The sequence below is a fragment of the Pseudoalteromonas sp. SG44-1 genome, from assembly GCF_014164315.1.
GTDB lineage: Bacteria > Pseudomonadota > Gammaproteobacteria > Enterobacterales > Alteromonadaceae > Pseudoalteromonas > Pseudoalteromonas rhizosphaerae.
This window is the reverse complement of sequence record NZ_JACJEW010000003.1, coordinates 151,274-164,371: the sequence shown is the minus strand read 5'-3', so window position 1 is coordinate 164,371 and position 13,098 is coordinate 151,274. Positions and strand designations below refer to the sequence as shown.

General features: G+C 40.8%; 10 protein-coding genes. 7 read left to right on the top strand and 3 right to left on the bottom strand.

The genetic code is table 11. The features are described from left to right. Window positions 1-21: 21 nt before the first annotated feature. Both H5187_RS02565 and H5187_RS02560 read left to right on the top strand, forming a co-directional pair. On the top strand, window positions 22-306 hold the full coding sequence (locus tag H5187_RS02565; RefSeq protein ID WP_182717466.1) for an MliC family protein: 285 nt from the start codon (window positions 22-24) through the stop codon (window positions 304-306). A 76-nt stretch (window positions 307-382) separates the two neighbouring features. Continuing rightward, the gene (locus H5187_RS02560) at window positions 383-2,404 is read left to right on the top strand and encodes a methyl-accepting chemotaxis protein (RefSeq protein WP_182797513.1); all 2,022 of its coding nucleotides are present in this window, start codon (window positions 383-385) and stop codon (window positions 2,402-2,404) included. 84 nt (window positions 2,405-2,488) lie between these two features. Here the strand turns inward: H5187_RS02560 and H5187_RS02555 are convergent, their stop codons facing one another. Next, the gene (locus H5187_RS02555) at window positions 2,489-5,122 is read right to left on the bottom strand and encodes an EAL domain-containing protein (RefSeq protein WP_182797512.1); all 2,634 of its coding nucleotides are present in this window, start codon (window positions 5,120-5,122) and stop codon (window positions 2,489-2,491) included. 166 nt (window positions 5,123-5,288) lie between these two features. Between H5187_RS02555 and ubiD the strand changes: the two genes are divergently transcribed. The 5 genes from ubiD (at window position 5,289) to H5187_RS02530 (ending at window position 9,246) form a co-directional block, all read left to right on the top strand. Beyond that, window positions 5,289-6,755 (top strand): 4-hydroxy-3-polyprenylbenzoate decarboxylase, encoded by a 1,467-nt coding sequence (ubiD, locus tag H5187_RS02550; RefSeq protein WP_145239922.1) that lies wholly within the window; start codon window positions 5,289-5,291, stop codon window positions 6,753-6,755. A gap of 86 nt (window positions 6,756-6,841) precedes the next feature. After that, window positions 6,842-7,555, top strand: coding sequence for an NAD(P)H-flavin reductase (gene fre, locus H5187_RS02545; RefSeq protein ID WP_182739433.1), 714 nt, complete (start codon window positions 6,842-6,844; stop codon window positions 7,553-7,555). Window positions 7,556-7,657: 102 nt separating this feature from the next. Beyond that, the gene (locus tag H5187_RS02540) at window positions 7,658-7,981 is read left to right on the top strand and encodes a hypothetical protein (protein WP_259398450.1); all 324 of its coding nucleotides are present in this window, start codon (window positions 7,658-7,660) and stop codon (window positions 7,979-7,981) included. A gap of 29 nt (window positions 7,982-8,010) precedes the next feature. Beyond that, entirely contained in the window at window positions 8,011-8,724 is a 714-nt protein-coding gene (locus H5187_RS02535; RefSeq protein WP_145239926.1) for a YafY family protein, read from the top strand. A gap of 108 nt (window positions 8,725-8,832) precedes the next feature. After that, window positions 8,833-9,246: a CBS domain-containing protein gene (locus H5187_RS02530; protein ID WP_149982176.1), complete on the top strand. Its 414-nt coding sequence runs from the start codon at window positions 8,833-8,835 to the stop codon at window positions 9,244-9,246. A gap of 30 nt (window positions 9,247-9,276) precedes the next feature. Here the strand turns inward: H5187_RS02530 and add are convergent, their stop codons facing one another. Then, on the bottom strand, window positions 9,277-10,278 hold the full coding sequence (add, locus tag H5187_RS02525; protein ID WP_182717469.1) for an adenosine deaminase: 1,002 nt from the start codon (window positions 10,276-10,278) through the stop codon (window positions 9,277-9,279). 125 nt (window positions 10,279-10,403) lie between these two features. After that, on the bottom strand, window positions 10,404-13,097 hold the full coding sequence (locus H5187_RS02520; RefSeq protein ID WP_182797511.1) for a CHASE domain-containing protein: 2,694 nt from the start codon (window positions 13,095-13,097) through the stop codon (window positions 10,404-10,406). Window position 13,098: the final 1 nt, after the last annotated feature.

The following is a 13,098-nucleotide window of genomic DNA, read 5'->3' as shown; positions in this document are numbered from 1 at the left end:
ATTTAGCCAAGGTACTTGTTAATGTATAAAACCCTATTAATTGCACTCGGTGTTATTAGCCTCAGTGCATGCACAGAACAATTAAATAGTCAGTCTTTCTCATGCGATAGCCAGCTAAGCGCCGTTATTACCAGTAATGATGAAGAAAGTGCCACGCTAAATTACAATCAAGTAGATCATTCGCTGACCAAACAAATCAGTGCCTCGGGCGTAAAATATACCAATGAAGATGTGCTGTTTTGGACCAAAGGGAATGAAGCAATGTTGATAATTGATGGCAACAAATATCATTGTAATTTAGAGTAATACAATCGCTCGCCAAACTTATAATTTATAAAAATACTGCTACACTCATAAATAATTAAGTATTTACGGGTTCACTATGCACGCTATTGCTATTAAAACGAAACTAATTTTTGCCTTTGCCACAATTGGTTTTTTAATGCTCGCCAGCAGTAGTTTTTTTTACTGGTCATTAGGACAAATTAATCACGCCACTTCGGATATAGAAACTTTAGCTGTACCGGTACAACAGCAAAGTCATGCCTTGCGGTTATCGCTGTTATCAATCACCAAATTTAATGCCGTTGCATACAGCCAAACAAGTAAAGCCAGTTTGCAACAGCAGCAACAGAGAACTCATGAAGAACAAGCTTTATTTAAAACCAAGCTAGAAGAATTAAGCTCTCAGCTACACGACCAACCGAAAATGCTGCAATTACTATCGAAAATAACACAACGCTATCAGCAATTTAGTACCACTAGCGCAACAATGTTTAACACCAAACAACAAGGCCTAACAGCAGCAACTCAGGTTACCTCATTAGCAAATGATTACGCTAATAATCTTGCTGACTTAAGTAGTGGCTTACTTGATTTAGAACTAATCGAAGTAACACCGGAGCAACAATCGTTATTAGCCGCTATTGTTGGTACCGCGACCCGCATTGACGACTTACTATTCACCTTAGGCAATAATGTTAAGAGCATCAACCACATTAGTTCCCTACAAACACTCACAGAACACCAACAAGATACCGCTTTTTTATTAGACAATATCCAATCTAATTTTACATACCTACAACAGCAAGCGAGTGAGTTAAAAAATCAAACAAATTTCAGCAACCTAAAAGACCTTCTCAGCTTAATTAATCAACAGTTGGCAACACTGTACCAGCAACAAAGTACTCTTTTGACCAGCAAAGTTGCGACCGAGCAAGCCTTTGCTGCATTCCAGCAACAGTTTCAACTTACCGAGCAGCTCATTATTGAGTTAAATCATTTAGCCGATAAACGCTTTGATACCTTGCAGGCGGATGCTCAGTCGGTGATCACTACAGGTTCGCGACTCGCGATTATTATAAGTTTAGTGCTTATTTCGTTTGCAGCCTTGATCTGCTTTTTAACCACCAAAGCAATGTTAAAACCACTCAATGCTGTAAATAAAGCACTATCACGTATCGCTTCTGGGGATTTATCGAAACGTACAAAGCCCCATAATGATGATGAATTTGGTGTACTTTTAAACAATATCAATCAATTAAGCGATGATCTAAGTACATTACTAAGTGCGATAAGTGATAACGCCCACACCTTAGATCAATCAGCAATTCAAACCAGTGCACAAGGCCAACATATGACCGAAGCAGCACAGCAGCAATTAGATCGTATTGCAGAGGCCGACTCGGTGGCGCATAGCATGCATAGTAATTCCCAAGCGGTCTGTGAACGAGCTGATAACACCTCTAATGAAGTTGCTAACGCTTCGCAGTTTGCCAATGATGTAAATCAGATTGCTGATCGTAACAGCCAGCGTATTGCAGCGTTACTGACTCGGCTTGATCAAGCTGTACAAAGTACTAATGAGCTAACCCAACACACACAATTAATTGGCGCAATCGTGGATACAATTAGCAGTATTGCTGAACAAACTAATTTACTTGCGCTAAACGCTGCTATTGAAGCTGCCCGTGCAGGAGAAAATGGCCGAGGCTTTGCTGTTGTGGCAGATGAAGTTCGCTCTTTAGCTGCACGAACGCAAAACTCGACTAGCGAAATACATACAATGATCCAAACACTGCAACATCAGGCCAATACTGCTCATCATGAAATTAACGATGGGCAACAACAAGCAAAAGAATGTGTAGCAAATAGTAGTGAATTAAACCAAGCGGTGGATAAAATAAAAAGTACTTTAGTGACAATTAACCAAATGAGTATGCAAATTGCTAGTTCATCACATCACCAGCTTGATAACAGCAATGAGATAAAACAGATTATGGCGCAAGTAACGGTGCAAGCACAAACGAATGCCGAACATGCAAAGTCACTCGCCAATCAAAGTGAAGACGTTAACCAACTCGCTCACTCATTAACCAGCACAGTAGAAAGATTTAAGTTCTAACTCTGAATATAAAACCCATCTGCAGCTATTGTGATAATGATAAATACACGCCACAGAAATAACGTTGCAGTGGCGTGTAGCAACTTATTTATTATTTTGCTCCGCGATAAACTCCCTAATGTATTTATCAAATAGTGCCGCTGGCAGTGGTTTGCTGTATAAAAAACCTTGAATATAATCACAATTTAGAGCGTTTAAAAAAGCCAGCTGTGCAAAGGTTTCAACTCCTTCGGCAACAACTTTGAGCTGTAGGTTACTAGCCATTGAAATTATTGCACTAACCATCGCACAATCTTCAAGATCATCCGGTAAGTCTTTTATAAACTCCCGATCTATTTTTAACTTACTCAGCGGAAAACGCTTTAAATAACTCAACGATGAGTAACCGGTGCCAAAGTCATCAATTGCTAAACCCACGCCGGTTGCGCGTAATGCTTGCAACTGCTGCAAAATATTTGAGCTATTATCAGCAAGTAGCGTTTCTGTAATTTCAAGGGTTAAACACTGAGCTGATAACTGCGTTTCCTGTAGAACACTTTTAACTAACGCTTCAATATCTTGGCGAATAAATTGCACGCTAGACATATTTACCGTAACAAAAAACTGATCACCGAAACAACCACACCACTTAGCAGCTTCGCGGCATGCTTCTCTGAGTACCCACTCACCTATTGGAATGATTAATCCTAACTCTTCACATACAGGAATGAATTGTGCCGGCGAAACATCGCCAAGCTCCGCACTATGCCATCGCAATAATGCTTCACAGCCGACCGTTTTTTTATCGTGGCTAATAATTGGCTGAAAATAAACGGTAAACTCGTTATTACTAAGCGCTTTATGAAGAGCATTTTCGAGCCTACTGCGAGCAGTCGCTTGTTCATGCAAGCCACTGGTAAAGAACTCAAAGCAGTTTCGCCCTTGCGCTTTAGCTTTGTACATAGCGCTATCAGCATTACGTAGTAATATTTTTCGATCGCTGCCATCGTCGGGGAAAATAGTGATCCCCATACTGCCGGATACAAATACATCTTGCTCACCAATTTTAAATGAAGAACTAAGCGCCAGCAGAGCTTTTGTAGCTAGTCGCTCAATATCTGCTAACTTATTGATCCCTGGCAGTAATAGCGCAAACTCATCGCCACCTAAACGGGCAACTACGTCAGAGCTGCGCATACATGCTTTAAGCCTTTTGGCAGCCTCAAGTAATAGTAAATCACCACTATTATGCCCTAAGGTATCGTTAACGCTTTTAAACCGATCTAAATCAATAAAACAAATTGCCAAACGCTTATTATCAGCTGTCGCACGGATCATTTCTTGATCTAGCTTGCTATTATAATGATAGCGATTTGCCAAACCCGTTAAGGTATCAAAATTAGTTTGTAGCCACATTTCCTGTTCATTTTCTTTGCGTAAAGAAATGTCATTAAATAAGGCAACATAAACTTCAATGTCTTTTTCCTCGTCAAATACTACCGAAATATTGACCCAGCTCGGGTAAATACTACCATCTTTGCGGCGGTTCCATATTTCACCTTCCCAGTGCCCAGCCTCATTTAAACGTCGATATAACACTTTAAAAAACGATGGTTTATGATGGCCCGAATTTAATATTGCAGGTGATTTACCAAGCACATCTTGTTCTTGATAACCGGTGATCTGTGTGAAGGCTTTATTTACAGCTTGAATTTCATTATCACGATTAGAAACTAAAATACCTTCATTAGTTGTTGAAAATACCGTGCTCGCGAGTCGTTGTTGTTGACGTGCTTTTAATTTTAAAGTGATATCACGAATTAAATGTATTTCACCAATTTTGCTATTTTTTTCGTCGATAACTGCGGTTACTCGTGCCTCTCCCCAAAATACCTCTTTAGCTCCGTGAAATTGACACTCACTATCAACCCCAACTACTCCTTTCGAACACTCAGTAAATGAGTAAATATTTTTATCCTTCAGTGGCTCGCCTGCCGTTAACTTTTGCACAGCCGCAGTATTAGCTGTAATGACCCTATGCTCGGCATCCGTGTAAACGAGCAGATCATCAATACTATTGAAAATCGCTTTTAGCGTCGCACTGTCTTTTTGCGCCGATTTTTTAGCTCGGCGTAATCGCAAAACTAACCAAGTTAAAGTCGCTAGCAGTATTATCAGTACAGAAATAGATATTAGCGCTAACAGCAATTGATCGGTGCGTTTTTGTTCTATTTCATTAGTTTGAATGGCAACCAATTGTTCAAGATTTTCTTGATAATGCCAAAGCGCTTTTTCAAGGTTACGTTGAGATGAAATATCATGTATGACAGAAAATAAAAAATCTTTATTTTCAATTGTAAATGGGGCTGAATAAACGCTAACGGTACGTGTTTCACCGCTCGCTAATCGGTGTTTGAAAACAAAATAGTTTTGCCCTTTACTCAGAGCAGCTTGGCGTTCCTGTGCAACTTGTTGCTCAGTAAATATATTAATTTGCTGGATACGCATTGTTTGCAATTGCGCAATACTGTAACCATAAAATGCTGCCGCTGCTTTATTAGCAAATTTAATTTCACCCGTTTGCGGTTCTACCACTAACATCACGGCACTGTGCTCATTAAAAAGCGGCACATTGAGCGCGGAATTTAATGATTGCTTAGCACTTACTTGATCTACAAAGGTAATTACACAGCAAAGAAGAACAGCCTTGATAAATGTTTTTACGATAAGCCCACCCATTAATCAAAAACTCATTTCAAACATTTGTCCTAAACTATAGCTTACTCACCTTATAATGTAACAAAAATGATCGCTTAAATGCGCTCTAAAAACACCTCATTAATTCGCTTAACGTCTTTATTTAAGTATAATGCCAACAGTCTTTTAAGCTTTAAAGCGGCCCACAATGAAATACAAAGATCTACGTGATTTTATCGATTTATTAGAAAAAAAAGGTGAACTGAAGCGTATTCACCAAGAAGTTGATCCTTATCTTGAAATGACCGAAATTGCCGACCGCACACTACGTGCTAAGGGACCCGCTTTATTGTTTGAAAACCCTAAAGGTTATGATATCCCCGTACTAGCTAACTTATTTGGTACACCAGAGCGTGTTGCCATGGGAATGGGTAAAGAACACGTTAGCGAACTACGGGAAGTCGGTAAGTTGCTGGCATTTTTAAAAGAGCCAGAGCCACCAAAAGGCATTAGAGAAGCATTTAGCCAAATTCCAGTGTTTAAGCAAGTATTAAATATGCCTGCCAAAGAAGTTAAAAAAGCGCCTTGTCAGCAAGTTATTCTAGAAGGCGATGATGTTGATTTAACTAAGCTGCCAATTCAACACTGCTGGCCTGGTGATGTGGCTCCATTAATCACTTGGGGTTTAACCGTCACCAAAGGACCTTTCAAAAAACGCCAAAACTTAGGTATTTACCGCCAACAATTACTCGGTAAAAATAAAATCATTATGCGCTGGTTATCACACCGTGGCGGTGCTCTCGATTTTCAAGAATGGTGTAAAGAAAACCCAGGCCAACCTTATCCGGTATCGGTAGCATTGGGTGCTGATCCGGCGACAATCCTAGGTGCCGTCACGCCAGTGCCAGATACCTTGAGTGAATACGCCTTTGCCGGCTTGCTACGTGGTAGCAAAACAGAAGTAGTTAAGTCGATCTCCAATGATTTACAAGTTCCTGCCAGTGCTGAAATAGTTCTTGAAGGCTATATAATGCCGGGCGAAATGGCACCTGAAGGCCCTTATGGCGATCACACGGGTTATTACAATGAGGTTGATAACTTCCCTGTTATGACCGTGACCCACATGACACATCGTAAAGATCCTATTTATCACAGCACTTTTACTGGTCGTCCACCAGATGAGCCGGCAATTTTAGGGGTCGCACTCAATGAAGTCTTCGTACCTATTTTACAAAAGCAATTTCCTGAGATAGTCGATTTTTATCTACCGCCAGAAGGCTGTTCATATCGTATGGCGATAGTGACAATGAAAAAACAATATCCAGGTCATGCCAAGCGCGTGATGATGGGGGTATGGTCGTTCTTGCGTCAGTTTATGTACACAAAGTTTGTCATTGTCTGTGATGATGACGTTAACGCACGTGATTGGAATGACGTGATCTGGGCGATTACTACACGTATGGATCCCGCCCGCGACACTACTCTAATTGAAAACACTCCGATTGATTATTTAGACTTTGCATCACCGGTTTCAGGTCTTGGTTCAAAAATGGGTATGGATGCCACTAATAAATGGCCCGGCGAAACCACTCGTGAGTGGGGCGAACCCATTGTGATGGATCAAGCGACTAAAGATCGCGTCGATGAAATCTGGCAAAGCTTAGATATTCTTTAACAGCTCTTTTAGAGGCTATAAACTCACTATGCGGATATGTTATTATTGTTCAAATAAAGTGCGTATCCGCTAATTTAAGGTAAAACATGCAAACATTACACGCTGAAGTTGTCGCTATCAGCCCACTCACTGAATTTGTTCACAAAGTAATTTTAAAACCTGTTGAAAGCGTCACCTTTGAAGCTGGCCAATATTTGCAAGTAGTGCTTGGCGAAAAAGACAAGCGCGCGTTTTCAATTGCCAGCCGCCCTTCGCAGTCTGATGAGCTAGAACTCCATATTGGCGCATCTGCAGTTGATTCATATGCAATGCAAACTTTAGAGCATCTTCGCCAAGCCCATGCTGAGAAAACTCAGGTGTTGATTGAAGCCGGCTTAGGCATTTCACAGTTGCGTCTCCAATGCGAACGCCCAATTATTTTACTCGCTGGCGGCACTGGGTTTTCATACGCAAAATCTATAGCTGATCATTTAAGTGAAATCGGTTGTGAGCGTCCGGTATTGTTCTATTGGGGTGTGCGTGAAGAGTCAGCCTTGTATGCGCATACTGAAATGCAAACATGGGCCGATAGCCGTGAAAACTTTACCTTTATACCAGTAGTTGAAAACCCAACAGCTAGCTGGACAGGCCACACAGGCTACGTACATAAAGCGGTGATGAACGATATCGTATCGCTTGCCCCATATGATATTTACATGGCAGGGCGTTTTGACATGATAGGTATTGTCCGCGATGATTTCCTAGCACATGGTGCAATTCGCGAAAACATGTACGCCGATGCATTTGCATTTATAAAATAGTATAACCAGAGTAACCAGCTTAATTTTTATCCGTAAGCTGGTTACTGACACTCCCTGACAGCCCGCTATGATTTACTTAGCTCTTCTTAAACAAGGAGAACTATGATGACCACAAATTTAATCGAAGTTGTAAATTTCAAACTAAAGACTGATACAAATTTAGCGCAGTTCCATATCGCTAATAATGATTTTCAGCGTTATATTGATAACCAATCAGGCGTACTTTACCGCTCCCTTGCTAAACAAGCCGATACCCAGCAATATAGTAGTATCATTTATTTTGCTACGGTTGCTGATGCCCAAAAACTGCGTGATACATTTTTTGATAATGCTATTTGCCAACAGTACACTTCTCTCATTACAAAAGAATCGATAAAGCTGGAGCGTTTTGAAGTGCTTAGCCAAACAGCTTGCCAACAAAGCTAACACTGTATTTTTGAAAACAAGGATAACCAATGCACAAATCAGAGCGGCTATTTCAATTAGTAAACATACTTAAGAGTCGCCGCTTTGCGATCACTGCAAACGAACTTGCCAATAAATTACAGGTATCTCAGCGAACAATTTATCGCGATATTCAGCACTTACAGAGCTCGGGCGTGCCCGTTGAAGGTGAGGCAGGCACTGGCTATTTAATTACCGATTACGACCTACCACCGATGATGTTTACTCTTGAGGAGCTACAAGCACTGTTGTTAGGTAGTAAAATGGTCAGCGCTTGGACTGATCCACAGTTAGCGGCGAATGCCCAAGCTGCAATGACTAAAATTAATGCTGTGTTGCCTAACAAGTTAAAGCAACGCGTTGCAGAGCTGCCGTATTTAGTCTCTGCATTTCATCACGATAAAAGCCACCAAACGACCACTTTGATACTTCGTAAAGCCATCACTAATAAAACCTGCATTGAATTTCATTATCTAGATGTTAATCAACGACCAACTCAGCGTATTGTCGACCCTTTAGGACTGGTATATTGGGGCGCAAAGTGGACTCTTATCGCTTATTGTCAGTTGCGCAGTGACTACCGAGAGTTTCGCTTAGATCGTATTCAAAGCATTATTCCACTCGCCAAGGCATTTGATACTAATTCACAAAAAAGCTTAGCGCATTATATGGAGTTAGTGAAAGCCAAATACCAAACTCACTCTGATGGTCTGGCTCATAATTAAATTTAGCTGTGATTGTTGTTACCTATCAGCGCAATCAACATAAACAATTTCACAAACGGCCAATCCTTAACCATACTTTGAATAACTCATTAATTGGGAGAGACCCAAATGTTAAACACCAAAGTAAAAGATTTTATGCAGCGCAAGTTACCGCATATAACCCCTGAAACCGAGATGACCACAGCAATTGCAGAACTACAAAAATTCAAACTACTGGGAGCGCCAGTGTTTGATGATAATAAATGTTTAGTGGGCTTTATTTCTGAGCAAGAACTGCTAAAACCGTTAATGCAAAATAGTTATTTTTGTGACGGTGTGGTTAAGGTTTCACAACTGATGCAAACCGAGGTTGTAACCGTCAACGGCGACACCAACATAATGGAACTTGCAGAGCAAATGAAAACCGGTAAGCCGAAAAACTACCCTGTTGTAGAAGGCACTACGGTCATAGGCATGATAGGCCGTAGTGATATTCTTAAAGCCATGTTTGATAACTACCTAAGCTGCCAACGTGAGCATTAGGCGCATAATTTAATGGCTTGTGCATCGTAACTATCGAGCAGCGACTGCTTGCTTTAGTTGCTGTTTTTCAGCATCACTCAAGTATGCAATATCAAGTGCATTGGCTTGGGCTTTTTCCATATCAGCCTGAGTAAGGCCTGCAGCAGGTCCTGCAACCATGTATTCATGTTCAATTTCGATGCCTTCCACTGCGGGATCATCGGTATTAATACACGCTAAAATACCATGATCTAAGAAGCGCTTCAGTGGATGCACATCTAAACTGGCTACTGTGCTGGTTTGCACGTTACTAGTTAGGCACGATTCAATACCTATGCGTTTATCACGTAGGTAGTCCATTAGCTTGGCATCTTCAATAGCTTTGACACCATGGCCAATACGCTCAGCACCTAGCTCATTGATTGCTTGCCAAATACTGGCAGCTCCCAGAGCTTCACCGGCGTGAATCGTTGCGCTAAGGTAAGCATCACGTACTTGCTTAAAGTGATCGACAAATAACTCGCCCGGAAAGCCAATTTCATCACCAGCTAAGTCCACTGCAACTAAATCATTTTTAAACACGAGTAAGGCATCTAACTCTTGCTGGCAAACTTTAGTGCCATAAGTACGTGATAATATACCAATCAGGTTAGCTTTAACCGTGCTACTTTGAGTCGCACTTTTAATACCATCAACTACAGCTTCAACCACACCTTGTGGATGTAAGCCTTGGCTTTGTGCCATGTAGTAAGGGCTAAAACGCAGCTCTACATAATCAAGACCTTGTGCTTGCGCATCTTCAATATTTTCGATAGCAATACGCCGACACGCATCGTAATCACCCAATACCGTGACGCCCCAGTCAAGCTTTTGTAAAAAGGCCATTAAGTTAGGCTCAGGATCGATAACTTGCACATGCGGTATTAAGTCTGCAACATTATCAGCAGGCAGCTTAATATTGAACTGACGACCTAAATCAAGAATAGTTTGCGCGCGGACATTACCATCTAAATGGCGATGGATATCTAGCAAAGGGAGTTTTTTATTGATCATAATTAGCACTCAGTTCAGTTAATTTGCGCGGATCATACGCACTTAAATCGGTAATTCAAGTTTAGATCATTTTGTTTGTATTATTGAGGTCATTTGTCAGCCCCGATCGATAAAAGTACTAAAAATTAATCAGTACTCTGTTGTAGGTAATGCCATATGGTTTTAAATAGCTTTTCGGCATCGATTGGTTTTGTTAAATAGCCATCCATACCAGCTGCGAGAGCTTTTTTAACATCATCATCATGAGCATTTGCTGACAGAGCAATAATAGGAAGCTGATGTATAAATAGCTCATCACGAATCACTTTAGTGGCTTGCAAACCATCCATATTAGGCATTTGAATATCCATAAGCACTAAATCATAACGGGTTTCAGAGACCTTCTCAATGGCTTCAAAACCGTCACTGGCAACATCAGCAATACACCCTTTGGTTTTTAATATAGCGGTAGCAACATGTTGGTTTAGCGGATTATCTTCCACCAATAGGATCTTAAATTCAGCAAGCGATAAAGTACTCGTGTCAATCTCAGCAAAGAGAGGCTCTAATTGCTCGGCTTTAGTGAGAGGCGAGATACGTGGTAAGGTAAAAGTGAAAGTTGAACCTTGTCCTTCCTCGCTTACTAAACTAATATTTCCTCCCATCAATTCAACCAATTTTTTGCAAATACTTAACCCCAAACCTGTACCGCCGAACTGTCGCGAGGTAGAGCTATCGGCTTGTGCAAACGGTTGAAAAAGTTGCTGTTGAGCTACTTGGCTAATACCAATACCAGTATCACTGACACTAAAGTAAGTGACGTCTTGCTGCTGCCATACTTTGAGTGTGATTGTGCCTGTAGCGGTAAACTTAATCGCATTATTTAATAAATTCAACAAGACTTGCTTTAAACGTATTGGGTCGCTATCTAGCTGAAGATCCGCGTTGTTATCGAGTTCTAATATTAATTTCAGCGACTTTATATCAACGTCAAATTTCACCAAATTAACTAATTCATCAATAAGCTGATTTAACGCAATAGGCTCTTGTATTAAATCGAGTTTGCCAGCTTCCATTTTAGAGAAATCGAGTACATCATTTAATACTCGCAGCAACACACTCAGTGCACCATCAGCTTGTTCAATATAATGGCGGGCTTGTTGCCAATCTTGCTGTTGCAACGCTAAATAATGCAGACCTTTAATGCCATTGATCGGAGTACGTACTTCGTGACTCATATTCGCTAAAAACTGGCTTTTGATTTGACTTGCTTCATCTGCTTTTTGTTTTTCTTGACGCAACACTCGTGTTTGTTGAGCAACTTGCTCGCGCACCTGAATATTGGTGCCGGTCACTGAGATTAAAAAAGTGATCAGTAACCAAACAAATAACATCCCTAATATTTGTGCAAACCAATACATTATCCATGACGTTTGTGTTGTTGGTTCAAATAGCTGAACTTGCCAAATTCGCTGCCCGATAACTAACTGGTATTCACTCAGCAGTTCACTATCGGTGCGAGATGCGCGGTAGATTAGTTGTCGCTGCTGCGCATCAGTCACATCGTAGAAGTGCATACTTATTTGACTACGATGATTAACCTGCAAAGTATCAGCCAAGCGCGCTAAGTTAATAACGCCAATCACAAAGCCCCTAAAATCACCTTGCATATCTAAGTCACCAAAAACCGGAAAGAAAAACAATACCCCAGTATCATCATTGTTACTTTGTACAAGCTTCATCGGCTCGCTGATAATCAACTCATTTAATGCTTTTGACATCATCATCACATCACGGATTTGCGCATTTGAGGCTAAATCAAAACCTACTACCTCTTCATTACCCAGCATCGGATGTACATACTGTACAGGGTAATAACTGTCCCGTTTAGTCACACTCTGCCACTGTTGCTGGGGTGATTGCTCTTTTATATAAAATTCATTAAAGCCTTCTAGACGAATTTGTTGTTGGTATTGAGCAACCGTTGATAACGGTACATTTGGCACCCATTCTAGGGCAAGTACTTCATTGCTGTAATTAAGTTGAGTTGTAGTAAAACGCTTAAATTCAGCGTAACTGACTTCATCACTACTGGCAAAAAAAGTAGAAAGCAGAGCTAAATGCGCCGATACCTCATCTAATTTATGATTTATTTCCAACCGCACTTCAGCTACTTTTGCTTCTTGCTTTTGAATATCTTTGTCTTTTTTCACACTTGCCGCAGCATAAAAGCTAATACTTATAACGACATAAATAAGGATTGAAGGTAAAATTACTTGTAAGCGATGGCGCATCTGCTCGTAATTAAAAGCCGCCAATATTAACGGTGTAAAAATTAACACCCCAATACTGTCGCCAATCCACCACGCCACAAAGTTATCAAAAGCGGTATGTACCGGTATTATATTATTGGACACCAATAAGCTAGTGCCTATCGCTGCAGCAATCACACAGCAAACAGGCCCTGCAATGATCAAGCTTTGTACACTGTGTTTTAAAGAGGATAAGTCTAGCGGAGCTTTAATTATTTTAACGATGCAATAGCAGCCTACCCAGGCCTGCAAAACGGCTGCAAAAGATACAGCTAAAGCTTGTAAGAAAACCTGCCAATGCAGAATATCAGCAACACGATCGAGATGAATCATATTGGTGAGTAAAGCACCGAGCAAAACCCCAACTAAGGCGCGTCGCCCGCACAATAAAAACCCTGCAAGGGCAATGCCTGATGGTGGCCACGAAGCCACAGCATAACCATCAATAGCGAGCAGCGAATTACTGAAAAACCCAGTAATAAAATAAGCAAAAGTTAAACCAAACGTCAGAGTAAATATATTTTGCAAT